The organism is Ochrobactrum sp. PL_is501, assembly GCF_055816895.1.
On the sequence record NZ_JBVPGR010000029.1, the window covers coordinates 1 to 24,671 of the forward strand.

General features: G+C 59.2%; 26 protein-coding genes. 16 read left to right on the top strand and 10 right to left on the bottom strand.

What is annotated here, in order from left to right; all coding sequences use genetic code 11:
• The coding region (locus tag AC0TOF_RS03915; protein WP_473767295.1) for a hypothetical protein at positions 1-299 on the top strand (299 nt) is incomplete at its 5' end.
• A gap of 14 nt (positions 300-313) precedes the next feature.
• On the opposite strand, the gene AC0TOF_RS03920 is transcribed toward AC0TOF_RS03915, so the two are convergent.
• A complete protein-coding gene (locus tag AC0TOF_RS03920; protein WP_473767296.1) occupies positions 314-1,159 on the bottom strand; it encodes an IclR family transcriptional regulator in 846 nt (281 codons plus the stop codon).
• Between the two features lie 129 nt (positions 1,160-1,288).
• Here AC0TOF_RS03920 and AC0TOF_RS03925 point away from each other — a divergent pair, with 129 nt between their 5' ends.
• The 3 genes from AC0TOF_RS03925 (at position 1,289) to AC0TOF_RS03935 (ending at position 4,077) form a co-directional block, all read left to right on the top strand.
• Positions 1,289-2,740, top strand: coding sequence for an NAD-dependent succinate-semialdehyde dehydrogenase (locus tag AC0TOF_RS03925; RefSeq protein ID WP_122000388.1), 1,452 nt, complete (start codon positions 1,289-1,291; stop codon positions 2,738-2,740).
• 133 nt (positions 2,741-2,873) lie between these two features.
• Positions 2,874-3,464 (top strand): YqaA family protein, encoded by a 591-nt coding sequence (locus tag AC0TOF_RS03930; protein WP_473767297.1) that lies wholly within the window; start codon positions 2,874-2,876, stop codon positions 3,462-3,464.
• 91 nt (positions 3,465-3,555) lie between these two features.
• Positions 3,556-4,077 (top strand): disulfide bond formation protein B, encoded by a 522-nt coding sequence (locus tag AC0TOF_RS03935; protein ID WP_122000386.1) that lies wholly within the window; start codon positions 3,556-3,558, stop codon positions 4,075-4,077.
• Positions 4,078-4,159: 82 nt separating this feature from the next.
• Here the strand turns inward: AC0TOF_RS03935 and AC0TOF_RS03940 are convergent, their stop codons facing one another.
• A complete protein-coding gene (locus AC0TOF_RS03940; RefSeq protein ID WP_010661320.1) occupies positions 4,160-4,732 on the bottom strand; it encodes an HNH endonuclease in 573 nt (190 codons plus the stop codon).
• A gap of 258 nt (positions 4,733-4,990) precedes the next feature.
• Positions 4,991-5,635, bottom strand: a complete 645-nt coding sequence (locus AC0TOF_RS03945) for a DNA-3-methyladenine glycosylase family protein (RefSeq protein WP_473767399.1) — start codon at positions 5,633-5,635, stop codon at positions 4,991-4,993.
• Positions 5,636-5,709: 74 nt separating this feature from the next.
• Here AC0TOF_RS03945 and gluQRS point away from each other — a divergent pair, with 74 nt between their 5' ends.
• From gluQRS to AC0TOF_RS03970, 5 genes are all read left to right on the top strand, one after another.
• Positions 5,710-6,603 carry a tRNA glutamyl-Q(34) synthetase GluQRS gene (gluQRS, locus tag AC0TOF_RS03950; RefSeq protein WP_473767298.1) on the top strand — a complete coding sequence of 298 codons (894 nt, stop codon included), beginning with the start codon at positions 5,710-5,712 and terminating at the stop codon, positions 6,601-6,603.
• A 139-nt stretch (positions 6,604-6,742) separates the two neighbouring features.
• A complete protein-coding gene (locus AC0TOF_RS03955) occupies positions 6,743-8,914 on the top strand; it encodes a malate synthase G (RefSeq protein WP_473767299.1) in 2,172 nt (723 codons plus the stop codon).
• Between the two features lie 150 nt (positions 8,915-9,064).
• Positions 9,065-9,646 carry a helix-turn-helix domain-containing protein gene (locus AC0TOF_RS03960; RefSeq protein WP_473767300.1) on the top strand — a complete coding sequence of 194 codons (582 nt, stop codon included), beginning with the start codon at positions 9,065-9,067 and terminating at the stop codon, positions 9,644-9,646.
• 11 nt (positions 9,647-9,657) lie between these two features.
• Entirely contained in the window at positions 9,658-10,173 is a 516-nt protein-coding gene (locus tag AC0TOF_RS03965; RefSeq protein ID WP_473767301.1) for a GNAT family N-acetyltransferase, read from the top strand.
• Entirely contained in the window at positions 10,170-10,664 is a 495-nt protein-coding gene (locus AC0TOF_RS03970) for a GNAT family N-acetyltransferase (RefSeq protein ID WP_122000381.1), read from the top strand. The genes AC0TOF_RS03965 and AC0TOF_RS03970 overlap by 4 nt, the downstream gene beginning before the upstream one ends.
• Before the next feature lie 35 nt (positions 10,665-10,699).
• Here AC0TOF_RS03970 and AC0TOF_RS03975 read toward each other — a convergent pair whose 3' ends face one another.
• On the bottom strand, positions 10,700-12,052 hold the full coding sequence (locus AC0TOF_RS03975; RefSeq protein WP_473767302.1) for an MFS transporter: 1,353 nt from the start codon (positions 12,050-12,052) through the stop codon (positions 10,700-10,702).
• Positions 12,053-12,295: 243 nt separating this feature from the next.
• Between AC0TOF_RS03975 and mbfA the strand changes: the two genes are divergently transcribed.
• On the top strand, positions 12,296-13,279 hold the full coding sequence (mbfA, locus tag AC0TOF_RS03980; RefSeq protein WP_122000379.1) for an iron exporter MbfA: 984 nt from the start codon (positions 12,296-12,298) through the stop codon (positions 13,277-13,279).
• Between the two features lie 21 nt (positions 13,280-13,300).
• Here mbfA and AC0TOF_RS03985 read toward each other — a convergent pair whose 3' ends face one another.
• Both AC0TOF_RS03985 and AC0TOF_RS03990 read right to left on the bottom strand, forming a co-directional pair.
• Positions 13,301-14,113 (bottom strand): class II glutamine amidotransferase, encoded by an 813-nt coding sequence (locus AC0TOF_RS03985; protein ID WP_122000378.1) that lies wholly within the window; start codon positions 14,111-14,113, stop codon positions 13,301-13,303.
• Positions 14,114-14,127: 14 nt separating this feature from the next.
• Positions 14,128-14,343 (bottom strand): DUF6356 family protein, encoded by a 216-nt coding sequence (locus tag AC0TOF_RS03990; protein ID WP_122000377.1) that lies wholly within the window; start codon positions 14,341-14,343, stop codon positions 14,128-14,130.
• A gap of 143 nt (positions 14,344-14,486) precedes the next feature.
• Here AC0TOF_RS03990 and AC0TOF_RS03995 point away from each other — a divergent pair, with 143 nt between their 5' ends.
• From AC0TOF_RS03995 to dut, 3 genes are all read left to right on the top strand, one after another.
• A complete protein-coding gene (locus tag AC0TOF_RS03995) occupies positions 14,487-14,957 on the top strand; it encodes an Lrp/AsnC family transcriptional regulator (protein ID WP_473767400.1) in 471 nt (156 codons plus the stop codon).
• Between the two features lie 38 nt (positions 14,958-14,995).
• Positions 14,996-15,736: an SDR family oxidoreductase gene (locus AC0TOF_RS04000; protein ID WP_473767303.1), complete on the top strand. Its 741-nt coding sequence runs from the start codon at positions 14,996-14,998 to the stop codon at positions 15,734-15,736.
• A gap of 126 nt (positions 15,737-15,862) precedes the next feature.
• A complete protein-coding gene (gene dut, locus AC0TOF_RS04005) occupies positions 15,863-16,321 on the top strand; it encodes a dUTP diphosphatase (RefSeq protein ID WP_473767304.1) in 459 nt (152 codons plus the stop codon).
• A gap of 53 nt (positions 16,322-16,374) precedes the next feature.
• Here the strand turns inward: dut and AC0TOF_RS04010 are convergent, their stop codons facing one another.
• Positions 16,375-18,105: a pilus assembly protein TadG-related protein gene (locus tag AC0TOF_RS04010; protein WP_473767305.1), complete on the bottom strand. Its 1,731-nt coding sequence runs from the start codon at positions 18,103-18,105 to the stop codon at positions 16,375-16,377.
• A 20-nt stretch (positions 18,106-18,125) separates the two neighbouring features.
• On the bottom strand, positions 18,126-18,611 hold the full coding sequence (locus AC0TOF_RS04015) for a TadE/TadG family type IV pilus assembly protein (RefSeq protein ID WP_473767306.1): 486 nt from the start codon (positions 18,609-18,611) through the stop codon (positions 18,126-18,128).
• A gap of 501 nt (positions 18,612-19,112) precedes the next feature.
• Here AC0TOF_RS04015 and AC0TOF_RS04020 point away from each other — a divergent pair.
• The 3 genes from AC0TOF_RS04020 to AC0TOF_RS04030 are packed head-to-tail and all read left to right on the top strand — an operon-like array spanning position 19,113 to position 23,144.
• A complete protein-coding gene (locus tag AC0TOF_RS04020) occupies positions 19,113-20,375 on the top strand; it encodes an efflux RND transporter periplasmic adaptor subunit (RefSeq protein WP_473767401.1) in 1,263 nt (420 codons plus the stop codon).
• Positions 20,375-22,345 (top strand): MacB family efflux pump subunit, encoded by a 1,971-nt coding sequence (locus AC0TOF_RS04025; RefSeq protein WP_473767307.1) that lies wholly within the window; start codon positions 20,375-20,377, stop codon positions 22,343-22,345. Before AC0TOF_RS04020 ends, AC0TOF_RS04025 begins: the two co-directional genes overlap by 1 nt.
• A 28-nt stretch (positions 22,346-22,373) precedes the next feature.
• Entirely contained in the window at positions 22,374-23,144 is a 771-nt protein-coding gene (locus tag AC0TOF_RS04030; RefSeq protein ID WP_473767308.1) for a phosphodiester glycosidase family protein, read from the top strand.
• A 52-nt stretch (positions 23,145-23,196) separates the two neighbouring features.
• On the opposite strand, the gene AC0TOF_RS04035 is transcribed toward AC0TOF_RS04030, so the two are convergent.
• Positions 23,197-24,171 (bottom strand): energy transducer TonB, encoded by a 975-nt coding sequence (locus AC0TOF_RS04035; RefSeq protein WP_473767309.1) that lies wholly within the window; start codon positions 24,169-24,171, stop codon positions 23,197-23,199.
• A complete protein-coding gene (gene exbD, locus AC0TOF_RS04040) occupies positions 24,168-24,671 on the bottom strand; it encodes a TonB system transport protein ExbD (protein ID WP_473767310.1) in 504 nt (167 codons plus the stop codon). Before exbD ends, AC0TOF_RS04035 begins: the two co-directional genes overlap by 4 nt.

The window sequence follows — 24,671 nt, forward strand, 5'->3', positions numbered from 1 at the left end:
CCTGTCAACCACTTTTTTCGAAGAAAATCACAAACTTAATCGAAGCTCTTTTCTTCCTACATCAACAAGACTTCCGTCCCGTCAACGCCGCCAGCCTACTCAAATCAAACATCGCTGCCCAACTCTTTCAACCAACTCCAAAGACGCATCAGCCTGCCGCTTGCGGCGCCGCCGCCCTCGTTGTGGCGCCATATAGACCCCACCAAGCAAAACTGTCAACGACCAATCATAACTTTTTTCAAAATTTCTTTCCACAGGCACCAAGTCAAAAGGACCGATCAAAGCGGCCCTATATATAAGCGTCGCTCCGGCTTCACGCAGAGAGCCATCCCATACGGTCCGCGACATCATTGGCAAGTGCCCGCACACGCCTTCCCATGTCTTCTACAATGTCGGGGCGAGCCTCCGCCGCCATCATCGACAGGGCAATACCGGCGGTTGGATGAAACGGCCGGTCGCAGATCGCAGCCCCTATGCAGAACATGCCTTCGCGCAACTGGCCATTATCCAGTGAATAGCCTCTTGCCTTCACTTCTGCCATTTCCGCTTCCAGAACTTTGAATGAAGGCGCGCTGGCCGGGGTGACCAGTTCCGGCCATTCGGACGGCAGATGACGGGCCAGTTCCTGCGGGGACATCGCGGCCAGCATGGCCTTGCCGGTCGCGGTAAAGACAGCCGGAACCCGCATGCCGATGCGAAATGTGATTCCGAGCGGCGCCGTCGAGTTGCGGCAGGAAAGATAAATGACATCCGGACCTTCCAGATGCGAAAGCGTCAATGTGTGCGCGCCCAGCCCATCGGCCTCCGCTACAGCTTCATGAAACGCATCGACAATGTCGCTGCCTGCCATGAACACATTGGCCCAGCGCACCGATTGCGATCCCATGGTGAAGCTTCCGTCGCTGTTGAGCTTTAAAAGCTTGAGATGCACCAGCGTCTGGCAAAGTCCGTGCACACTGCTTTTCGGCAAGCCGGTCCGGCGCGCAAGATCGGAAAGCTTGAGTCCGTCCCCAGTCCCCTTGCCCCCAGTCCCTTTGCCCGCAGTCCCCTTGCCGCCTTCCTGCGCGCATTTCGCGATCTGATCGAGAATTTGCGCCGCGCGCATGACTGCCGGAACCAGTTTCTGGGAACTCTCTTCGTCGCTCGCCGTTTTCGTCATAGCTTCACCTGATCGACCGCCTGATTAACCGTTTGACTTTGGATGTTGCGGCCTGTTTAATTCGAAATATCGTAAGCTGTTCAATATACTGAACAAGCTTTCTCTGCAAGACCGGGATGGAAAACCACTATGCTCGCTTTGAAAGACCCTTCGCTGCTCAAATCGCAATGCCTTGTTGACGGGCGCTGGATAGACGCCACGGACGGCGCCAAGATCGACGTGACCAACCCGGCAGACGGTTCGGTCATCGGCACGGTTCCCTCCCTTTCTGTCGCGACCATCAAGGAAGCCATCGACGCTTCCGCCAAGGCTTTTCCGGCATGGGCCGCCAAGACCGCCAAGGAGCGCGCGGCTACCTTGCGCAAATGGTTCGATCTCATCGTTGCCAATGCCGACGACATTGCTCTTATCATGACATCCGAACAGGGCAAGCCGCTTGCTGAGGCGCGCGGCGAGGTTCTCTATGCGGCATCCTTCATCGAGTGGTTCGCCGAAGAAGCAAAGCGCGTCTATGGCGACACCATTCCTGCCCCGCAGGCCGGGCAGCGCCTGACCGTCATCCGCCAGCCGGTCGGCGTCACGGCAGCAATCACGCCATGGAACTTCCCGGCTGCGATGATCACCCGCAAGGCGGCACCTGCCCTCGCCGCCGGTTGCACCATGATCGTCCGCCCCGCAGACCTCACGCCGCTGACGGCGCTGGCGCTCGGTGTTCTCGCTGAAAAGGCCGGCATCCCGGCAGGCGTCCTGCAGATCGTAACCGGCAAGGCGCGCGAAATCGGCGCCGAGCTGACGAGCAATGAAACGGTGCGCAAGCTCTCCTTCACCGGGTCGACGGAAGTTGGCCGCCTGCTGATGGCGCAGTGTGCCCCGACGATCAAGCGCATTTCGCTGGAACTGGGCGGCAATGCGCCGTTCATCGTCTTTGATGATGCCGATCTCGATGCCGCCGTTGATGGCGCCATGATTTCCAAATACCGCAATGCGGGCCAGACCTGCGTCTGCGCCAACCGCATCTATGTGCAGCGCGGGATTTACGACAAGTTCGCCGAAAAGCTCGCGGCCAAGGTCAAGGAGCTCAAGGTCGGCAATGGCACCGAACCGGGCGTCGTCATCGGCCCGATGATCGAGCCGAAAGCCATTACCAAGGTCAAGGCGCATATTGACGATGCCGTTTCCAAGGGTGCGAAGCTCATCACCGGCGGCAAGGAACTGGGCGGCCTGTTCTTTGAACCCGGCGTGCTGACGGGCGTAACCACCGACATGATCGTGGCCAGGGAAGAAACTTTTGGCCCGCTGGCTCCGCTCTTTGCCTTCGATACGGAAGAAGAAGTCATTGCCATGGCCAATGACACGATCTTCGGTCTGGCCGCTTATTTCTATACGGAGAATTTCAGCCGCGCGATTCGTGTCAGCGAAGGGCTGGAATACGGCATGGTCGGGCACAATACCGGCCTCATTTCCAACGAAGTCGCGCCGTTTGGCGGCGTGAAGCAGTCGGGCCTTGGCCGTGAGGGTTCGAAATACGGCATCGAGGAATATCTCGAAACCAAATACATTTGCAGCGCCTACAAGCGCTAGCAAACACTGCTTTCCATACCGTTCCCCTGAAAGCAGTATCAAAGAAGATGGCGCGCATTGTTCGCGCCATCTTTTTTATCTATAGACGGTGCGATCACTAATATGGCTTCGGCCAAGGAATTCCGGAAAATATATGCTGCGCCGCCTTTACGACTGGACGATTTCGCTTGCCGCAAGAAAATCCGCCGAATGGTGGCTTGCCATCATCGCCTTTGTGGAAAGCTCGGTCTTTCTTGTTCCCGCCGATGTCCTGTTCCTGCCCATGGCGCTTGCCCGCCCGGAGCGCGCCTGGCGCTATGCCTTCATCGCAACGGTTGCCTCCGTCCTCGGCGGCATTGCGGGCTGGTATCTCGGCTATCATGCCTATGAGCAGATCGCCAAGCCGGTACTCGAAATGTACGGCAAGCTTGACTCGTTCGAGCATTTGCGCGGCACGACCAGCGCCGACGCCATCCTGCTGATGCTGATCACCTCCGGCCTGGCGCATCTGCCGCCGATCAAGGTGGTGACAATCCTGTCAGGTGCGGCCGGGATCAATATCTGGCTCTTTATCGCATCCGCAATCGTTGCCCGCGGCGCGCGTTTCTATTTTCTGGCCTGGCTGCTGCGCCGTTATGGCGAGCCGATCCGCGATTTCATCGAAAAGCGCCTCGGCCTGATTGCAAGTCTCGTCGCGGTGGTCTTGATCGCGCTCTTCTTTGCTGTGAAATATCTTCATGCCTGAGCGGTTCGCCCAATCCCGGTCAAAATAAATTGCTTGGAGACAAGCTGGCAGTTTGCCTTAAGAATAAGAGAGCCTTTGCAAGGAAACCCATATGGCGTTTGCACTCAATAATCCGGTCGGCAAGGTACAGGCATGGACCGCAGGCATAATGACCATCGGCCTTGCCGCGACTGTCGGCACGGCGCTGGGTTTCGAACATCTGGCTGGCTTCATGCCCTGCAAGCTCTGCCTCGAACAGCGCACGCCTTATTATATCGGCGTCCCGGTTCTGGCGGCGGCGTGGGTGTCCTACGGCCTGAAATGGCCACCGATCCTGACGCGCGGCCTGATCCTGATCGGCGCGCTGCTGATGACCTTTGGGCTGGCGCTCGCCATCTACCACACCGGCGTTGAACTGAAATACTGGCCGGGGCCGATTGATTGCAGCGCGGCGACGATGAAGGTCACGCTTGATGCGGGCAATCTCCTGAACGAGCTCAACACGCATCCGCCTGCATGCGACAGTGCGCCGGGGCACTTCCTCGGCCTGTCCTTTGCCGGATGGAACGTCTTGGCAAGCCTGCTCTTTGCAGCCATCGGCTACTACGGCGCTTTTGCGAAAAGTGGGAAATAGGAGCGGAAAACTGTAGGGGCTGTTTCTTCTTTTATCGCATGTTGTTATCGCAAAACCGCTGCGCATTTTTGCGCAACATGCTTTACGGCTCCAGTTCGACATCCCAATAGAGAAAATCGAGCCAGCTATCGTGCAGATGGTTGGGCGGGAAAAGGCGGCCATTATTGTGCAGATCCTGCACGGTCGGCATGGCCGGCTTCTGGCGCGGCCACATATGCGCGACGGCAGGCATCATGCCGCCCTTGCGCAGATTGCATGGTGAACAAGCGGCGACCACATTTTCCCACGTCGTCTCGCCGCCATGGCAACGCGGGGTAACGTGATCGAAGGTCAGGTCATGCGGCGAGCCGCAATACTGGCACTCGAAACGATCACGCAGGAAAACATTGAAGCGCGTGAACGCGGGGTAGCGCGGCGGCTTCACATAATCCTTCAGGCAGATGACGCTCGGAACGCGCATGGAAAACGATGGCGAGGATACGATGTGATCGTATTCCGCCACGATATTCACGCGTTCGAGAAACACCGCCTTGATCGCATCCTGCCAGGACCAGAGCGACAGGGGATAATAGCTGAGCGGGCGGTAATCCGCATTCAGCACCAGCGCGGGCAAGCCACTGGTCGAGACGGTTCTGGGCGAGACGGCAACAGTCAAGGGCGCACCTCCTTCAGAGCAACTCCGAAAAAGGGCGAAATGGCTCTCCATGCGGAATTGCGCTTTTCATCGAAGCGCCGCGCGTCCATTCTGGGCGCAACAACGACGCTCCAATCTCGTGAGGACGGGACTGCAATCAGCAGAAAATCAAGCTTCTGCGAATCGAAATTCCATCATCAGCCGATGCGGATAATGTAAGCCCGACGTGACAGGATTGTGAAGCGGAAACGCAATTGTGATTCGGGAAACACGCAACATTTACAGAAGCGGCGCCGCCTCGCGTCCCTTGATGGCCGCATAATAGGCCCAGAACAGCCGCGCCGCCACGCCACGCCATGGCGCCCAGTCTTCCGCCAGCTTGCGAAGGGCAACGGCATCGGGGCGGATTTCATGGGCGAAGGCATGGCCAACAGCCGTCTGCAAGGCCACATCGCCCGCCGGAAATACATCCGGATGACCGGCAGCAAACAGAAGATAGACCTCCGCCGTCCACGGGCCGATTCCCTTGATCGCCGTAAGCCGGGCAATCGCCTCCCCGGCAGGAAGATCGCAAAGCCCGTGCAGGTCGAGGCCATCTTGGGCAAGCGCTTGCGCGACCGCCAGAAGCGTTCTCTGCTTGGGCCGCGAGAGACCGGCAAAACGCCAGGCCTCCTCCCCGCCCGCAATATAGGCTTCCGGCGTCAGCGGATCGATGGCCTGTTTCAGCCGCGCCCAGATTGCGGCAGCGCTGGCTGTCGAAACCTGCTGCGCGACAATGATGGAGGCCAGACTTTCAAATCCGGGTTCGGACCGGCGCAGCGGCACCGCATGGGAGCGGCTGCGAATATCGGCGAGCCGCGTATCAGCAAGGATCAAAGCCTCCAGCCCCGCCTCAATATCGCTCAATGTATCGATCCGCCGCATCCCTTGGCCTTTCATTCTCTTGGCGCACAACGTACCAATGGAATCAGATGACATTCAACTGACAACAAGCTGCCATGACCGTACCTGTGTTCCGCTTCGCTCCCAGCCCCAATGGCCAGTTGCATCTCGGCCATGCCTATTCCGCGCTTTTGAACGCGGATATGGCCAAACAAAGCGGCGGCCGCTTCCTGCTGCGCATGGAAGACATCGACACGGCGCGCTGCACGCCTGCACTGGAACAGGGCATTTATGACGACCTGCGCTGGCTTGGCCTCACATGGGAGACCCCTGTGCGCCGCCAGTCGGAACATTTCGGCGAATATCGCAACGCCCTCACCAAACTTGCCGACAAGGGGCTTGTCTATCCGGCCTTCCTCAGCCGGGGGGAGGTGCGCGAGCGTATCGGCGAAGCTTTCGCCAAGGGGGATGACTGGCCGTCCGACCCGGACGGCACGCCGCTCTATCCGCAGGGCGAACGCGATCTGACCGAAAAGGAACAGATGGAGCGCATCGCCTCGGGCGTCCCCTATGCCTGGCGGCTCAATATGGACAAGGCGCTTGCCACCGCTGGCGAGCCGCTGTTCTGGAGCGAAAGCGGCGCAGGCCCGGATAGCGAGAGCCTGAATCAAAAAACGCCAGGGCGCATTGCCGCCGACCCCGCCCGCTGGGGCGACGTGGTGATTGCGCGCAAGGACACGCCGACCAGCTATCATCTTTCAGTGGTGGTGGACGACGCATTGCAAGGCATTACCCATGTCGTGCGCGGGCGTGATCTGTTTCACGCGACCTCCGTGCACCGGCTCTTGCAGAAACTGCTCAACCTGCCGGAACCGCTCTACCATCATCATGATCTGGTGCTGGGCGACGACGGGTTGAAACTGTCGAAAAGCCGCCAGGATACGGCGCTCGCATCCTTGCGCGAACAGGGCGTGACGCCTGCCGATATCCGCGCCAGACTGTCGTTATAAGCACTATTTTCGCCGCAGCGTCACAGATGATGTGCCCGCGCACTGATTGACGGGAGCACGGCAAAAGGGTTGAAAGACCGCATGGAGCCGCATTGAAAAATGCGGCAATGTATTCGTTTATTCTGAAGGAGGCCAAGCAATGAGCAATTACGTCGAGATCGAAGGTCTGCGTGTTGCCCCTGAACTCGTGGAGTTTCTGGCCAGGGAAGCCGCGCCCGGTACCGGCGTGGAGCCGGAAAAGTTCTGGAAGGGCCTCGCCGCCATCATCCGCGATCTGGCACCGAAGAACCGCGCCCTCCTTGCCAAGCGCGACGACCTGCAAGCCAAGATCGATGCCTGGTACAAGCAGAACCGTGACAAGGGCTACAGCCAGGCCGATTACCAGCAGTTCCTGAAGGATATCGGCTATCTCCTGCCGGAAGGCGGGGAGTTTTCGGTTTCGACCACCAATGTCGACCCGGAAATCACCCATATTGCCGGTCCGCAGCTCGTCGTCCCGGTCATGAACGCCCGCTATGCACTCAATGCCGCCAATGCGCGCTGGGGTTCGCTCTACGATGCGCTCTACGGCACCGATGCCATTTCGGAAGCCGATGGCGCGGAAAAGGGCAAGGGCTACAATCCGAAGCGCGGCGAGAAGGTCATTGCCTGGGCAAAGAACTTCCTCGACGAAAGCGCGCCGCTCGCGGCTGGCAAATGGGCCAATGTCGCCGGTCTCGCCGTCAAGGACGGCAAGCTTGAAATCAGGCTGACCGACGGATCGGCAACCGCATTGAGGGATGAAAGCCAGTTCAAGGGTTATAATGGCGATGCCGCTGCCCCGACGAATGTGCTTCTCGCCAAGAACAATATGCATGTCGACATCGTCGTCAATGCGGATCACCCGATCGGCAAGACCGATCCGGCGCACATCGCCGATGTGGTTCTGGAATCGGCTGTCAGCACGATCCAGGATTGCGAGGATTCCATTGCCGCCGTCGATGCCGAAGACAAGGTTGCCGTCTATCGCAACTGGCTCGGCCTGATGAACGGCAAGCTGGAAGATACGTTCGAGAAGAACGGCAAGCAGATGACGCGCCGCCTCAACGGCGATCGCACCTACAAGGCTGCCGACGGTTCCGATCTGACGCTCAAGGGCCGTTCACTCATGCTGGTGCGCAATGTCGGCCACCTGATGACCAACCCGGCCATTCTCGATGCCGAAGGCAATGAAGTGCCGGAAGGCATCATGGATGCGGCCTTCACCAGCCTGATCGCGCTGCACGACATCGGCCCCAATGGCCGCCACATGAATTCGCGCGAAGGCTCCGTCTATATCGTCAAGCCGAAGATGCACGGTCCGGAAGAAGTGGCTTTCGCCAACGAGCTTTTCACCCGCACGGAAGAAATGCTCGGCATGAAGCCCAACACCCTCAAGATGGGTGTGATGGACGAGGAACGCCGCACGACCGTCAATCTCAAGGAGGCGATCCGCGCCGCCAAGGATCGCGTGGTCTTCATCAATACCGGCTTCCTCGACCGCACCGGCGACGAAATCCATACCTCCATGGAAGCAGGCCCGATGATCCGCAAGGGCGACATGAAGCAGGCCGCATGGATCGGCGCTTACGAGCAGTGGAACGTCGATATCGGTCTGGAATGCGGCCTTTCCGGCCATGCGCAGATCGGCAAGGGCATGTGGGCCATGCCTGACATGATGGCCGCGATGCTGGAACAGAAGATCGCGCATCCGAAGGCTGGCGCCAACACCGCCTGGGTGCCGTCGCCGACCGCCGCCACCCTGCATGCGACCCACTATCACCAGATCGACGTTGCCGCCGTTCAGGAAAAGCTGAAGAGCCGCCCGCGCGCCAAGCTCGACGATATCCTGTCGGTGCCGGTTGCCGTGCGCCCGAACTGGACGCCGGAAGACATCCAGAAGGAAATCGACAACAACGCGCAAGGCATTCTGGGCTATGTCGTGCGCTGGGTCGATCAGGGCGTCGGCTGCTCCAAGGTGCCGGACATCAACAATGTCGGCCTGATGGAAGACCGCGCAACGCTGCGCATCTCGGCACAGCACATCGCAAACTGGCTTTATCACGGCGTTGTCACGGAAGCGCAGGTGATGGAAACCATGAAGCGCATGGCAGCCGTCGTCGACAAGCAGAACGAAGGCGACCCGCTTTATCGCCCGATGGCTGCCGACTTCGACAAGTCGATTGCGTTTCAGGCGGCCTGCGATCTGGTCTTCAAGGGCCGCGAACAGCCGAACGGCTATACCGAGCCGGTCCTGCATCGCCGCCGCCTGGAGCTGAAGGCGCAAGGCTGATCGGTTTGGAGCGCAAAGGACGGGGGAAGAGGCCGCGGCCAAAGCTTCAGACTTTATTGTGCAGAGAGATTGATTGCGGCGGGAGAAATCCCGCCGTTTTCGTTTCCGAAATCGCTTGACTCCATTATAATAGATATTATTTCTAACATAATGGAAAAAGCAATCGAGCAGCTCGATAACGCCATTGGCGAAAACCTGCGCCGCCTGCGTCTGGCGCAAGGCATGACGCTGGATGCCCTGGGCGATGCGTCCGGGGTCAGCCGCGCCATGATCTCGCGGATCGAACGCGGCGAGACAAGTCCGACCGCCCAGCTTCTGGCGCGCATTTGCGCTGCCCTTGGCACATCACTTTCAGCCTTTTTCAGCGATGCGGAAGCGCCCCCCTCGCCACTGCTTGTCCGCGACCGCCAGCCAATTTGGCGCGATCCCGACACCGGCTATGTGCGCCGGTCAGTTTCTCCGCCCGGCACCGGTTCAAATGTCGATCTGATCGAGGTCGAGTTTCCGGCGGGCGCCAAAGTGGCTTTCGCCCCGCAGACTGCCAATGCCGGTATCACCCAGCATATGTGGCTGTTTGCTGGTGAGATGGAAATGACTGTCGGTGACACGCGATACAACCTCCATCCCGGCGACTGCCTCTATATGCCCGTCATGGCGGGCATCACCTTTCACAATCCCGGCTCGACCCCTGCGCGCTACGCCATTGTGCTCGAACGCCGCGGCGCTCTCTGAAAGACAGACCGATGATCCACGTTCTTGATGCCGAAGAAGCAAGGCGCGCCATTTCCGCGCTCGCCGAAATCCTGGCCGATTGTGTCATGGGTGGCGCATCGGTCGGTTTTATGGCGCCGTGCGAACCGCAGGATTTCACCCCTTACTGGACCCGCATTGCTCATGAAATCGAGAGCGGCGACACGCTGCTCCTCGTTGCCGAACATGACGGCGAAATCGTCGGAACGGTGCAGCTTGGCCTCGCCCAAATGCCCAATCAGCCGCATCGCGCCGACCTGAAAAAACTGCTCATCCACCGCAAGGCGCGCGGCCTCGGCCTCGCGCGCAAGCTGATGGATGCGGCGGAAGCGCAGGCCCGCATGCATGGCAAAACGCTGATCTGCCTCGATACCGCCACCGGAAGTCCCGCCGAAGCGATCTATACGCATCTCGGGTGGCAACGTGTCGGCACCATTCCCAATTATGCGCTCTTTCCCGACGGCAGCCCCTGTGCCACCACGCTCTTTTACAAAGGCCTCTCACAATGACCCTCCTCATCCGCCACGCGACGGAAGCCGATCTTCCTGCCCTGCTCGCCATTTATAATGACGCGGTGGAGAACACGCTTGCCATCTGGAACGAAACGCTCGTCGATTTGGAGAACCGCCGCCAGTGGCTGAAAGCCCGAAACCGCGACGGCTTTCCGGTACTTGTTGCCGAGCGTGACGGCGCTGTACAGGGATATGCGAGCTATGGCCCCTTCCGCCCGTTCGAGGGGTTCCGCCATTCCTCCGAGCTTTCGATCTATGTGGCGAGCGATGCGCGCGGCGGCGGCATCGGGCGCGCCCTTCTGGCCGAGCTGGTGGAGGAAGCACGCGAACGCCAGGTACATGTGCTGATTGCCGGCATCGAGGCTGGCAATGCCGCCTCCATCGCGCTGCATCAATCGCAGGGTTTTGAGGATTGCGGCACCTTGAAGCAAGTCGGCCAGAAATTCGGGCGCTGGCTCGATCTCACATTCATGCAGAAGATACTCTGATCGATATGAGAAGAGCCGCTTTCGCGGCCCTTTCATCAGTTTGCCTGTGGAACAGCGGTTCCGGTCGGTAGTGCCGTCAGGCCGATCTCGCCTTCGAGCTGGTCGCTGCGGGCCATCAGGTAAAGGCCAAGCCCGCAGGTCAGCGCGGCGATGAATACAAGATACCACGCATGGGCCATCGGATTGACCGCCAGAAACGAGGTCACGATCACCGGCGTCAGCCCGCCAAAAACCGCGTAGGAAACATTGTAGGAAAACGACAGGCCCGAGAAGCGCACCGGGGCCGGAAAAGCGCGTACCATCACGTAAGGCACCGCGCCAACCATGCCGACCGAAAGCCCCATCACCGCATAAAGCGTGAAGAGGATGGGCAAGGAAACCGCCGCATAAGTGTAGAACACGAAGGTCGCAACACCGAAGAAAATACCGGCAACGGCAAAGAAGCGCCCGCTGCCGATGCGGTCCACGATGGCGCCTGCGGCAACCGTGCCGAACATCAGGAACAGCGTGCCGAAGCTTGTCGCGGCAAGCGATTGCAGCGGCGTGTAGCCGTAGAGCTTCTGCAGGAAGGTTGCCGTCATCAGCGTGGTAACGACGATGCCTGCCGACAATATCCATGTCAGCAGCACGGAAATGACGACGCCGTGCATGTGGTTGCGCAGCACCGTGCCGAGCGGCAGCTTGTCCTTCAGCAGATGGCTGTTCTTCATTTCGGTGAAGATCGGCGTTTCCGCCAGCCAGCGGCGCAGATAAACGGCGAGCAGGCCAAATATGCCGCCGATGAAGAACGGAATGCGCCACGCATAGGCAGACAATTCTTCCGGCGTGAAAATCCAGTTGATGGCAGTCGCGATCAGCGAGCCGATCATGATGCCGAGTGTCAGGCCCGAGCAAAGAAAGCCGCACGCCATGCCGACCCGGTTGGCCGGAACGTGTTCGGCCACAAAGGTCCACGCGCCCGGAACCTCGCCGCCAATGGCAGCCCCCTGCAACATGCGGAAGACAATCAGCAGGATCGGCGCGCCGACACCCAGCGTCGCATAGGTCGGCAGGCAGGCCATGGCCAGCGTCGAGATGGACATGAGAAAGACGGAGAAGGCGAAGACCCGCTTGCGCCCGAACTTGTCGCCGAAATGCGCCAGCACGATGCCGCCCACCGGACGCACCAGATAGCCCGCCGCAAAGATGCCGAAAGTCTGGATCGTCACCAGCCAGTCCGGCATATCCGGCGGGAAAAACAGATGGCCGATGACGCTCGCAAAGAACACGAAGATGATGAAATCATAAAACTCCAGCGCGCCGCCAAGGGCCGACAGGCCGAGCGTGCGGAAATCCTGCCGGTTGAGCGGACGCGGACTATTATTTGCGTGGAGATTCGTCGATGCCATCGATCCGATTCTTTCTATCGCATCGGCCGCAAATCATCGTCGATTTTCGGAAAGCGCGATGCGTGGTTTAGATGTTCAGAGCGCCCCTTGCATCCCGCCGGGGGCACGGCGCTCCAGTCGTCTGTCTGCGTTCCCCAATCTTTGGGGTGCGTTTTAATGCGCCAAATGCGCCAGTTCTGCAAGACTTGACTTCCGGGCGTCAAAGCATATCTTAGAATTATTCTAAACTAATGGATTTGATAAATGTTGAGCCGATTCTTCCGCAACGACCGCCGCCCATTCGATTCGCTTTCCGAACAGGAAATCCTGGCCCTTGCCATATCCTCCGAGGAGGATGACGCGCGCATCTATCTCGCCTACGCCGATGGCCTGCGCGATGAATTCCCGCAATCGGCGAAAATCTTCGAGCAGATGGCGGCGGAAGAACACGGCCACCGCGATGCGCTGATCGAACGGCACAAGGCCCGCTTCGGCGACCGGATTCCGCTGATCCGCCGCGAGCATGTCAGCGGCTATTACGACCGCAAGCCGGACTGGCTGGTGCGTCCGCTTGGCATCGACAAGGTGCGCGAAGCCGCATCGGAAATGGAAGAACAGGCCTATCGGTTCTATATCGAGGCCGCAAAGCGCGTCAGCGATGCCGACACGCGCAAGCTTTTGGGCGATCTTGCCCAGCAGGAAAAGCAGCACGAAGCAAAAGCCGAATCGCTGGAAAATACGCTGACCCCGAACCACGTGCAGGATGAGGAACGCGCGCTGGAGCGCAAGCAATTCATCCTCACCTATGTCCAGCCCGGCCTTGCCGGCCTGATGGACGGCTCTGTCTCTACGCTTGCCCCGATCTTCGCCGCCGCCTTCGCGACACAGGATACATGGCAGACCTTTCTGGTCGGCCTGTCCGCCTCGGTCGGCGCCGGTATCTCGATGGGTTTCACCGAAGCAATCCACGATGACGGCAAGCTGTCGGGCCGCGGATCGCCGGTCAAGCGCGGCCTGTCCTGCGGCATCATGACGACGCTGGGCGGTCTCGGCCACACCCTGCCCTATCTGATCCAGGATTTCTGGACTGCAACCAGCATCGCCGCGATCTTGGTCTTCTTCGAACTCTGGGCCATCGCCTTCATCCAGAACCGTTATATGGAAACCCCGTTTTTCCGTTCGGTGCTACAGGTGGTGCTTGGCGGCGGGCTGGTTCTGGCGGCAGGCATATTGATCGGCAGCGCCTGACACCGCTTCGCTTTTTCAAATTCACGCCCGCACGACAGCTTCCTGCGGGCGCGATACCGGTTCCTCGAAAGTCTCGATCGCGATGCGTCCCCGCCGCGAGACGGTGACGAAACTGTTGGCGGGAACGGCCATCCAGTTGGCAGATTCGCCGTCCAGCGGCTCCGACACCACGCATATACCCGAGGACCCGCCCAGCGTCGCCGTATAAAGCGTCGGCGCGAAGGCATCGGTCGCATAGCGGATGGCGTAAAGCTGGTCTCCATCGGAGAAGGCGGCGGTCAGCCGCAGAAATGGCGGCACGCTGGCGCAAACCGCTTCCTCGACAACCGTTGCCACCATGCGCTTCATCGCCAGAACCGGATCACTGTCGAGACCAAATTCCAGCAGCAGCAGAAAAATCAGTTCCGAATCGGTTGCGCCGTGTTTCTGGCCATAGATCGCATCGCTCAAATGGCTTTCCAGCCTGCGGCGCAGCCGGTCGAAATGACCGATCTGGCCGTTATGCATGAAGCTCCAGCGACCGGAAACGAAGGGATGGCAGTTGGAACGGCTGGTAAGCCCGCCGGTGGAGGCGCGCACATGCGCGAGAAAAAGGCGCGAGCGTATCTGCCGCGCCAGACTGCGGAGGTTCTGGTCCGACCATGCGGGAAGTATGTCCCGATAGAGGCCCGGCTCATCGCGATGCCCATACCAGGCAACGCCGAATCCGTCGCCATTGGTGCGCGTTTTGGCTTCATGCGCATCGTGGCTTTGCGCCACGAGCGAATGGCAGGGAGACGATATGATGTCTTCCAGATAGGTTTCAGGTCCGAGATAGGCGGCCCAACGACACATTTTTGATCCGGTTTTTACCGGCCCCGGTTATGCGTCCGCTCATAAAGCTGGCGAACGATCGTGCTCGCCGTCTTCTCGAATAAAAATGGCAAAATTGCATGGATCAGCGCGGCAAGCGCCGCTCCAAGCAATTTTGCCGAAAAACGTGATGCAAAAAGCATATGCTCAAAATAGGTTTCATCGACCGAAGAAGGATGGTCGGTGAAGAGGCGGGTAATACGTGTCGTCATCAAAAAACTCCCATATTGAGCAAATCGTTCCCGTTTATCGGACGCAGAAGCATCTTTCTGAAAAATCATTTTAACAAAACCCGCGGAGATGAAATCTCAAATTATCCTTGCATTCCGCCCAACATTGGGACAATCATCCCATGATGAGCGCAAATATGGATGATATGGACCGGAAAATTCTTGCCGAGCTGCAAAGTGACGGCACCCTGTCGGTCGATTCCCTTTCCGAAAAGGTCAATCTCTCGCGCAACGCCTGCTGGCGACGCGTGAAGCGCATGGAAGACGAAGGGATCATCAAGGGCCGCGTCGCCCTGGTCGACGCGGAACTTGCCGGATGCGGCCTTTCCGTCTTCATTCTCGTGCGCACGTCGAGCCACGATCCCGATTGGCTTGGCAAGTTTCGCAGCGCCATGGCGCGATTTCCGGAAATCGTCGGCGTTTATCGCATGACGGGCGATCTGGATTATGTGCTGAAAGCCCGCGTTTCGGACGTCAAGGCCTATGACCGCCTTTACCAGCGGCTGATTGCCAGCGTGCCGCTCTCGGACGTTTCGGCCTCTTTCGTGATGGAAGAGATCAAGGAAACGACAGCCGTGCCGCTCGATACGGTTTGAGTGCTGCGCGACCGCCACGCAACAGCAAGGACATCCAGATGAGCAGATTTCACAATAAACGCATTTTGATCACAGGCGGAACGAGCGGCATGGGCTTAGCGGGTGCCCGCAGGATCATTGCTGAAGGCGGTCATGTTGTTCTGACCGGTATGAACAATGAACGAATTCACTCAGTCCGTCAGACGCTCGGTGAGAAGGCTAAAGTCATTCGCAATGACGCTGCCGATCCTGATGCAGCAAACAGTCTCGCTGAAGCGGTGAAAGCCATTGGTCCGCTTGATGGGCTTTGGCTGAATGCAGCCTTTGCTTCGCTGGGAGCGCCTGAAGAAATCACGGCTGCGGATTTCGATGCCATGATGGCAACCAATGTTCGCGGGCCAATGCTCCAACTGGCCAGCCTTTCGCCATATCTCAATCAGGGCAGCTCGGTCGTCGTCACATCGTCCAGCTCAACCTATGAAGGCACTGCGGCCACCAGCCTTTATGCTGCAACCAAAGGTGCGGTCATTGCCATGACACGCTCTTGGGCGTCCGCGCTCGCACCCCGTGGCATCAGGGCCAACGTCATCGTGCCCGGACCAATAGAAACGAACTTCCGGCATTTTCTGCCCGATGAGGCCCGAAGCGGATTTGAACGTTTTGTCGTCGATCAAGTGCCACTCGGACGTGCAGGTACGGCTGATGAAGCGGCAGCCGTGGCTCTTTTCCTGCTTTCTGATGACGCATCCTATGTTACCGGCAGCCAGTATGCTGTGGATGGCGGGCTCATTAAATACTGATCCATCAGCAAAAAGCATGATCCTGTGCCGCACTATCATTGCAAAACCGAAAATAGGCGGTACACCTTTCATGTGTTTTCACGTATGAGCGTCGCCAATTTAACTTCGCGTAGGAAAGGCCCCCTCATGACAGCACCAACGCTCGGCATCATTCGCCTTGAACATGCGGAAGGCCTTGAACTCCCCGCTTACGAAACGTCCGGTTCCGCTGGCATGGATCTTCGAGCCGCCGTTGCCGAAGACCGTCAGATTGTTCTCCTGCCGGGACGCCGCACACTGGTGCCGACCGGATTGATCTTCGAGATTCCGGCAGGCTTCGAGGTGCAGATTCGCCCGCGCTCCGGCCTTGCCTTCAAGAACGGCATCACCTGCCTCAATACGCCCGGCACCATCGATTCCGACTATCGTGGCGAGGTGAAGGTGCTGCTTATCAATCTCGGCGACGACGATTTCCGCATCGAACGCGGCATGCGCATCGCACAGGCCGTCTTCGCGCCGGTCGTCCAGCCGAAGATTGAAGAGCGCGCTGAAGTGACCGATACGGCGCGCGGCGCCGGCGGCTTCGGTTCGACCGGCACGGCATAAGCCCCATATCGCAGGAAAAGCCCGGTTCGCCGGGCTTTTTATTGCGGTTTTTCTCACTGTGTAAGAACGGCGCGCTGGCAGAGGACACCGGTGACCTGAACGTCGGCTTGTCCGATCTTGACGCCGAGCAGATCCAGCACTCCGAAAAGCAAGCCATCCACCGTCGGGCCCAAAGGGGTGAGCAATGTGCCCAAAAGCTGGGTCAACCCACTCAGGGGTAGAGGCAAGGGCAAGAATCCGAGCAGAACAACCTCAAGATCGAGCCCCTTTACCAGCCCGACAAAAAGCGATCCGGCAAGTTGGTTGGTCCCCACGGTTTTGATCCGTTTGGCGGCAATATCGGCAGGCGTGAAGGTCACAATTTCCTGCTTGGGGTTGCCGAGCGGCAATTCGACACGACCGCGAAGCTCGGCGATGTCTGCGACCAGCAATTTCACTGTAGCGATCGCTGTCTTCCTGACAACCGGCGTTTTGCTGAAATTCTTCATCAGATTTATATCGGTATCGCCAAGATAAACACCGGCCAGGCCCGGTTTGACGGCGAGTTTCACCGTGGCACTTCCAGGGCCCTGCGGACAGCTTATGCTTTTCAGTTCAGCCTCGCCGCTCGCCACGTCGATGAAGATCGGCACGTGAACATTGGCCAGATAGGAAACAAGCCCGTCATTGCCGACCTCAAGCGTCAAAAGCAGGCGTATCTGCGCAGTGCGCACCAAGGTACCTGCTCCGCCCACGGTAAAGAACGGGGTCTTTTGCACGGGCTCTCCAACTGCGACATCCAGTTTGAATGCCAGCACTCCCGGCAGTTTCAGCCCGGTGCCAAGTTGAAGTTGATGATCGCCTCCCAGCATCGCTGCCGCTGAAATCAATTGCAGGACATTGGCCGTGATATTGTAATTACTGGCCGATCCAAGCGATGCATCGGCGATCGACCCAAGCCCGAGCAATTTTCCAACCGGCAGTTTCGCAGCAAGGGCTGCTGCATCCTTGCCCAGAATACCGAGTGCTGCCTTGGCTGTCGGATTGTTCGTCACCACCTCGGCCAGCACAGTCGCCAACATGCCGACTGAAACATCCGTATTCAACAACTGGTCATAGGTTCCAGCCGTCAGCCCTACTTTCGGAGCAAGCTTGTCCAGAAAGCCGAGCAGGTTGATATCGGTCGCAGCCAGGGCATTGTAGTCAACAAGCTTCAGGTTGAGGGAGGTTCCCAGAAGCCCACCCAGAAGGCCATTCAGCACGCTCTGGTCGGTGTTCAGGCTCAACAATCGCGAACCGATCGAAAATGCCGCTTCCGCTTTCGTCGCGGCCATGCCGGTTGCGCCAAGCGCGGGCCGGTCGATGAAGGACTGGCCGAAATAGAGATTGCCGGGGCGCGCCAGCCGGACGCGAACCGCATCCGGGTTTGCACCGCCCGCCACGAAACGGTTTTCCACCGCGCGGTTCTTGTCGGGAAAATAGTTGCCCTTCTCTACCCAGACCCGCGTTTTGTCGTCGGTCTTTCCGTCGACAACGGACGGGTCGTAGCTGCCGCTCATCAGCACCGGATCGACGCCATTTGCCCGCAATTGCCGCAGCACCGCATCATCGGCCTGCGAAAGAGAGGAAGCACCGGCGACGGCCGCAAGATCGGCCATGTTCTGCAACTGGCGCCGCTCCAGAAACAGTGAACTCGTGTCCACGCAAAATGCCGCCACTGCCAGGAACAGCGGGGAGACCAGCGCCGCCATCGTCGCCAGATTGCCGCCCCGCGCCCGCAGGAAACGCGATACAAAACCCCGCATGACTTATCCCCCGCCCCGTCTCAGATTCCGCCGAGCCTGATTGTCGATGCCCTTGTGATGGTCGTGTCCGGAAGCGGCAGGCCCGTCATCAGGTTCCAGATCGGCAGGTTCTCCGCATTATATTGGATCGTCACGGTAAACTGGTTCGGGTCGGACTGGGCATTGTCGACATTCACCTGCATCTTTTCAGGATCGATCAGCGAATATTTCGCTGCGTTTTTCTGGATATAGCTGGTCGCCAGCGCGAGCCGCTCCGGCGGATCGATGCCTGCCAACGCCGTCCGTGTTGCGTCAGCCGCAAGCTGCTGCACGGCGTTCGCCACGCCCAGATAAAGGCCGAACGCAATCATGCCCATCAGGATCAGAAGAAAAACCGGCGCCAATATTGCGAACTCGACCGCCGCAGTACCGCTTTTATTTCGATTTAAAAACAACAATAATGGTATTCTTCGAAACCTGTTCGTTACGAATGAAAACCTTTTTCGCCCCATAATAAGGTAAGCCATTTGCCCTCCCGTCCAAGAGCATCGAAACCTTATTCCCATGCCATTTCCAAGCAACATGCATCATGCATGCGCCGACCACCCGCCTTTGCGGACAGATCACGTTCCGGATTATTATTTCTACTTTTAGATTGTGCTTTTCCGGCCTTATTTAACCGATAGATAATTTAAGAACACTTAATTTGACTAATAATTGGGCTGCATCCGTCAAAACTGAAAAGAATAACCGCAAGTTGTATCTTGACGTCAGCTTTTCTTCACTGCATCGCCTGCGTGGAGTGAATTGGCAATGGCGCTGGCGAACCTCCAGCCACTGTGCCGACGGCAATTATTGCATGACAAATAATTAAGATGAAATCCTGAGCCGGGAAGCATAGATATCCGGATGCACTGTGCCATCCGAGCGCGCGCTGTCCCGCTTTGGTTGCATGGGGCAAAAATTATGCGGGACACAGTTATGAATCTCCGATGAGCGGCGGTTCTGAAAGTTTTGAGGGTTTGACGGTGCTTACATCTTCCGATTCGTCCAAAACCGGGCAGCGCAAGGCACCGTCGCCGAAAAGCGCGCGCCGCTGGTGGCTCTGGCTTGCGCTGGCGGCAATCGCTGCGGGCGCGGGCTGGTATTTTTACGGCTCGGGCGAAGCAGGCGGCCAGAAGACGAACTATCTCGCCGAAACGGTCACGCGCGGCGACATCGAAAACGCCATTACCGCCGTCGGCACGCTCAGCGCGCTGCGCAGCATCAATGTCGGCGCACAGGTTTCCGGCCAGCTTAAAAGCGTGAAGGTCGAGGTGGGCGATCAGGTCAAGCAGGGCCAGTTGATCGCGGAAATCGACCCGTCGCCCTTCGAGAAGAAAGTGGAAATCGCCAGCGCCCAGCTCGACAATCTCAAGGCGCAGCTTTTGAGCAAACAGGCGCAGCTCACGCTCAAGAAAGCCAATGCGGCGCGCCAGCGCTCGCTTCTGGCCACGCGCGGCGTGTCGCAAGCCACCGTCGATCAGGCCGATGCCGATCTTGCCATGGCCGAGGCCGACGTGAAGGCGCTCGGCGCGCAGATCCGCCAGCAGGAAGCCCAGCTTGCCAGCGACAAGGTCGATCTCGGCTACACCAAGATTTACAGCCCCATGGAAGGCACGGTCGTCGACCAGGCCGCCAAGGAAGGCGAAACGCTGAATGCCGTGCAGAGCGCGCCGACCATCGTCACCGTGGCCGACCTCAAGGTGATGACCGTGGAAGCGCAGGTTTCGGAGGCTGATATCGGCAGGCTCAAGCCCGGAATGCCGGTCTATTTCACCTTGCTCGGCCAGCCGGAAAAACGTTTCGCCGGCACGCTGCGCCAGATCAAGCCGACGCCCGCGACCGAGAACAATGTTGTTCTCTATTATGCGCTGTTCGACGTTCCGAACCCGACCGGCGAACTGATGATCAATATGAGCACGCAGGTCTATTTCATTCTCGACGAGGCAAAGGACGTGCTAATCGTCCCCTCCTCGGCGCTGAACTACAAGCGTGCCGACCAGAACCCGAAAGGCCAGAACCAGAAAGGCCAGAACCAGAAAGCCAAGCCACAGATTTCGGTCAAGGTCGTGAGCGACAGTGGCGCGGTCACCGAACGTCAAGTCGAAATCGGCGTGCGCAATCGCGTGCAGACCGAGATCAAAAGCGGCCTTGAGGAAGGCGACAAGGTCATCGTCACCAGCGCTTCCAGCGGTGCCGAAGCCGCCGCAGGGCAGCGCGGCCGCAGGCCCGGCATGCGCCTGTTCTGATGAGCCGCCCCATGACCGACAATCTCAAGTCCGGCACGCCGCTCATAAGACTGGATGATATCCGCAAGACCTACCACAATGGCGATCTCGCCGTTGAGGTGCTGCACGGCATCACGCTCGACATTCAGGCTGGCGAATTCGTCGCGATCATGGGCGCGTCTGGCTCCGGCAAATCAACGCTGATGAATATTCTGGGCTGTCTCGACAGTCCGAGCGGCGGGCAATATCTGCTCGATGGCGAGGATGTGTCGACACTGGATGCCGATGCGCTTGCCGCATTGCGCCGCCGCACTTTCGGCTTCGTCTTCCAGAGCTACAACCTCATCTCGACCTCGACAGCACAGGAAAACGTCGAGGTTCCGGCGATCTATGCGGGCCTGCCCGCATCCGAACGCCATGCACGCGCCGCCGAACTGCTCAACCAGCTGAAACTCGGCGACCGCCTCGACCATCGCCCGAACCAGCTTTCCGGCGGCCAGCAGCAGCGCGTTTCCATCGCCCGCGCGCTCATGAATGGCGGGCGCATCATCCTTGCGGATGAGCCGACCGGCGCGCTCGACAGCCAGAGCGGAGAAGACGTGATGGAACTGCTCCGCTCCATGCACCAGCAGGGTCACACGGTCATCGTCATCACCCATGCCCGCGAAGTGGCCGAACGCGCCGACCGGCTGATCGAAATCCGCGACGGGCAGATTCTTTCCGACACGGTCAAGCGCGCCATCCCCGATACGCAGGCTCCCTTCCGGCTGCAGGAGAGCCTTGAAGGCAATTCCGCCCGCATCGCCGATGTTTCGGAAGCGGTGAAGATGGCGATGCGCGCGCTGAAGGCCAACATCTTCCGCACCATCCTCACCCTGCTCGGCATCATCATCGGCGTCAGTTCCGTGGTGACGATGCTCGCCATCGGCACCGGCGCGCAGAATTCCATTCTCGACCGTATCAATGCCATGGGCACCGATCTCATTCTGGTTCGCCCCTCCATGGCTGGTTTCCGTGGAACAGGCTCGATAGTGACACTGGTCCCCGAAGACGCCACCGCAATTCTGGAACTGCCGAACATCAAGACCGCCGTCCCGGAAGTCACCGGCACGGTGACGCTGCGGCGCGGCAATGTCGATTACCAGTCGCAGGCAAATGGCACTGTTCCCGCCTTTTCCGAAGCCAAATCGTGGAAGGTGGCGACCGGCGATTTCATCAGCCAGAGCGATATCAACAATTACGCGCCCGTTGCCGTGCTCGGCAAAACCGTCGTCAACACCTTGTTCCCGGACGGCAGCAATCCTATCGGCCAATATATCCTGATCCAGAAAATTCCGTTTCAGGTGATCGGAACCTTGGAGCCGAAGGGCGCCGGCTTTGGCGGTTCGGATCAGGACGATGTGGTGGTCGTGCCGCTTTCGACCGGCAATCTGCGGCTGTTCGGCCAAAAATATGTGCGCACCATCACCGTGCAGGTGAAGGATTCCGATCTCATCAACACGACGCAGGAACAGATTCAGGACCTGCTCGACCAGCGCCACAAGAAGCGCGACACGATGATAACCAACATGTCCTCCATCCGCGAGGACGCGACGGCGATGGGCAACACGATGACCCTGTTTTTGGGGTCCGTGGCGGCGATCTCGCTTCTGGTCGGCGGCATCGGCGTCATGAACATCATGCTGGTGAGCGTGACCGAGCGCACCCGCGAGATTGGCGTGCGGATGGCAACCGGCGCAAGGCGGCGCGATATCCTGCTGCAATTCATCACCGAGGCGCTGACCGTCTCGGCCATTGGCGGCGCATTTGGCGTCGTGATCGGGCTCGGCGCTGCGGCCATCGCGGGCTGGGCCGGTCTTTCGGTCGGCTACAGCGTCGGGCCGGTCCTGCTGGCCTTCGCCTGCGCTTTCGCCACCGGCCTGATCTTCGGCTTCCTGCCGGCGCGCAAGGCTTCCCGCCTGCTTCCCGCTGTGGCACTGTCGTCCGAATAGCAAAACACTGACGGGAGGCAGCACAGCGATGATTCGCTTCAAGAGACACCTGTCCGCAGCTGCCCTGACATTTGCTGCAACGCTCGCCCTGGCACAATCTGTCCGGGCTGAAGCATGCAACAGCCAAACCTTTGAAAACACGAACTATATCATCTGCGAGGCAAAGGCGGATGGCTTGCGCCTGTTCTGGAAGAATGCGGATGGCGAGCCCTATCGCAATTTTTCAAAACTGGCCGATGCTGCCGCAAGCCGGGGCAAAAATCTGGTTTTCGCGCTCAATGCCGGAATGTATCAGCCTGATTTCGCGCCGATGGGCCTTTATGTCGAGGATGGCCGCGAGCTTCGCCCCGTCAGCAAGGCCACACCGCCGCGCGGCTCCGGCCCTGTGCCGAACTTCTACAAGAAGCCGAACGGCGTCTTCTATCTCGACGACAAGGGCGCTGGAATCCTGCCGACGGACCGTTTCGTGAAACAGCGGATGAAGCCGCGTCTGGCAACCCAGTCCGGCCCGATGCTGGTCATCGGCAACCGGATCAATCCGATTTTTATTCTTGGCTCAACGGACAAGACCCGACGCAGCGGCGTCGGCGTTTGCGATGGCGGCGCGATCCGCTTCGCGGTCAGCGAGGACGCGGTCAACTTCCACGACTTTGCAAGATTGTTTCGAGACCATCTTGAATGCCCGAACGCGCTGTTTCTGGATGGCGGCGGCGGCGCAGGCATCTACGTCCCGGCGCTGGAGCGCAACGATATATCCTGGCATGGCGGCTATGGCCCGATGTTCGGATTTGTGGAGTAATCGCTGACAATGAAAAGGCCGGTTTCGTGACCGGCCTCCTTTAAACTATACACTATTCAAACTTCATAGGCACCAAGACTGGGTTCCGGGGCTGAGCCAAAGCAGCGGGAGGTGCGGGCAAAGGGGAAGCGCGTTTTGTCGCCTCTAGGGCAAGCTGGTCCAATTTTGGATTGCCCGATGATGCCGCCAGCTTCGCGGAAAGGATGTTTCCCGAAGGATCTACGACAACGTGAAGCTGCAAGACGCCCTTGGCGTCCCTTCCCAATTGTCGTTTCAGGTAACGAGTACGCCTTAAGATGTGCGAATAAAGTTTGGACTTCCATTTGTCGGAACTCACTCCCTGTACCGCAGCATTCTGTCCGCGCCGGCTTGCAGTCGTTTTTGCCCCGCTGTCAGCATCCATCTGCGGCGCAGCGGCCTGACGGGTTTCCGGTGCCTTTTCAGCCTTCTTTGGCTTCGGCTTTTCGGCCTTGGGCTGCTTGGGCTTTTCCGGCTTTGGCTTCTCGACCTTTTTCGGTTCCGGCTTCGGCTCGCGTTTGGGCTCCGGCTTCACTTCCGGCTTTTCAACCGGCATGGGCACCGCAACTTCCGGCTTTTCGGCCTCGACCACATCCGGGATAACTTCTTCCGGTTCCTGAACCGCCTGCGGTTCCGGCGCAGGCTCGGGCGGCGTCACCTCTTCCGGTTCGGGCGGCGTCGGTTCTTCCTGCACGGGTTCCGGCTGCGGGGCAGGTTCCGCCTGTTCCTGCGGCGCTTCAGCGGTTTCCGGCTGGGCTTCTTCCGCAATCTGCTCTTCCATCGGCGCTTCCGGCTCCGGCGCAAGTTCCACCACCATGGCGGCAACCTGCGTGCCATCGGGCTGGTCTTCCTCCTGTGCCATGTGGACGGCATAGGCACCGGCGGCATGAACGGTCAGAACAAGAATGCCCGCGCCGAGCCAGCGCCCTGCATCATGCCAGAAGGAATGATGGTGAACGTCGGCTGAAGCCACCTTTATCGGGGGATGCTCGGGCGGGAGTGCATTCATTGCGCGGCTCCCTGCGGTGCCCGCGAGGAAGGTGCCGTTCCCGGTGTCGCAGCCGCCGGAGCCGTTCCGGTGGCGTTTGCGCCGACGGTTTCAAGCCCCACCAGCGCGATCTTCAGATAGCCCGCTTCACGCAGAAGGTTCATCACCCGCATCAGCTCGCCGTAACCGACATTCTTGTCGGCACGCAGGAAGATGCGCGCTTCCTTGTTTTTTTCCGACAGGACGTCGAGCGCTCCGCCGAGGCGCTCGCGCTCCACCACATCGTTGCCGACACTGACGCTGAGGTCTTCCTTCAGGGTCACATAAAGCGGCTTGTCGGGACGCGGCGCAGGCGCTGCCGTCGAGGCAGGCAGGTCCACCTTCACGTCAACCGTGGCCAGTGGTGCCGCCACCATGAAAATGATGAGCAGAACCAGCATGACGTCGATGAACGGCGTCACATTGATCTCGTGGTTCAGCTCGAGATCGTCGCCGCCGCCTTCGCGAAATTTACCAGCCAT

Bases quoted from the DNA above. Each gene is read 5' to 3' on its own strand.
- AC0TOF_RS03920 (WP_473767296.1), bottom strand. From the start codon at position 1,159: ATGACGAAAACGGCGAGCGACGAAGAGAGTTCCCAGAAACTGGTTCCG.
- AC0TOF_RS03925 (WP_122000388.1), top strand. From the start codon at position 1,289: ATGCTCGCTTTGAAAGACCCTTCGCTGCTCAAATCGCAATGCCTTGTT.
- AC0TOF_RS03930 (WP_473767297.1), top strand. From the start codon at position 2,874: ATGCTGCGCCGCCTTTACGACTGGACGATTTCGCTTGCCGCAAGAAAA.
- AC0TOF_RS03935 (WP_122000386.1), top strand. From the start codon at position 3,556: ATGGCGTTTGCACTCAATAATCCGGTCGGCAAGGTACAGGCATGGACC.
- AC0TOF_RS03945 (WP_473767399.1), bottom strand. From the start codon at position 5,635: ATGCGGCGGATCGATACATTGAGCGATATTGAGGCGGGGCTGGAGGCT.
- gluQRS (WP_473767298.1), top strand. From the start codon at position 5,710: ATGACCGTACCTGTGTTCCGCTTCGCTCCCAGCCCCAATGGCCAGTTG.
- AC0TOF_RS03955 (WP_473767299.1), top strand. From the start codon at position 6,743: ATGAGCAATTACGTCGAGATCGAAGGTCTGCGTGTTGCCCCTGAACTC.
- AC0TOF_RS03960 (WP_473767300.1), top strand. From the start codon at position 9,065: ATGGAAAAAGCAATCGAGCAGCTCGATAACGCCATTGGCGAAAACCTG.
- AC0TOF_RS03965 (WP_473767301.1), top strand. From the start codon at position 9,658: ATGATCCACGTTCTTGATGCCGAAGAAGCAAGGCGCGCCATTTCCGCG.
- AC0TOF_RS03970 (WP_122000381.1), top strand. From the start codon at position 10,170: ATGACCCTCCTCATCCGCCACGCGACGGAAGCCGATCTTCCTGCCCTG.
- AC0TOF_RS03975 (WP_473767302.1), bottom strand. From the start codon at position 12,052: ATGGCATCGACGAATCTCCACGCAAATAATAGTCCGCGTCCGCTCAAC.
- mbfA (WP_122000379.1), top strand. From the start codon at position 12,296: ATGTTGAGCCGATTCTTCCGCAACGACCGCCGCCCATTCGATTCGCTT.
- AC0TOF_RS03985 (WP_122000378.1), bottom strand. From the start codon at position 14,113: ATGTGTCGTTGGGCCGCCTATCTCGGACCTGAAACCTATCTGGAAGAC.
- AC0TOF_RS03990 (WP_122000377.1), bottom strand. From the start codon at position 14,343: ATGACGACACGTATTACCCGCCTCTTCACCGACCATCCTTCTTCGGTC.
- AC0TOF_RS03995 (WP_473767400.1), top strand. From the start codon at position 14,487: ATGAGCGCAAATATGGATGATATGGACCGGAAAATTCTTGCCGAGCTG.
- AC0TOF_RS04000 (WP_473767303.1), top strand. From the start codon at position 14,996: ATGAGCAGATTTCACAATAAACGCATTTTGATCACAGGCGGAACGAGC.
- dut (WP_473767304.1), top strand. From the start codon at position 15,863: ATGACAGCACCAACGCTCGGCATCATTCGCCTTGAACATGCGGAAGGC.
- AC0TOF_RS04010 (WP_473767305.1), bottom strand. From the start codon at position 18,105: ATGCGGGGTTTTGTATCGCGTTTCCTGCGGGCGCGGGGCGGCAATCTG.
- AC0TOF_RS04015 (WP_473767306.1), bottom strand. From the start codon at position 18,611: ATGGCTTACCTTATTATGGGGCGAAAAAGGTTTTCATTCGTAACGAAC.
- AC0TOF_RS04025 (WP_473767307.1), top strand. From the start codon at position 20,375: ATGAGCCGCCCCATGACCGACAATCTCAAGTCCGGCACGCCGCTCATA.
- AC0TOF_RS04030 (WP_473767308.1), top strand. From the start codon at position 22,374: ATGATTCGCTTCAAGAGACACCTGTCCGCAGCTGCCCTGACATTTGCT.
- AC0TOF_RS04035 (WP_473767309.1), bottom strand. From the start codon at position 24,171: ATGAATGCACTCCCGCCCGAGCATCCCCCGATAAAGGTGGCTTCAGCC.
- exbD (WP_473767310.1), bottom strand. From the start codon at position 24,671: ATGGCTGGTAAATTTCGCGAAGGCGGCGGCGACGATCTCGAGCTGAAC.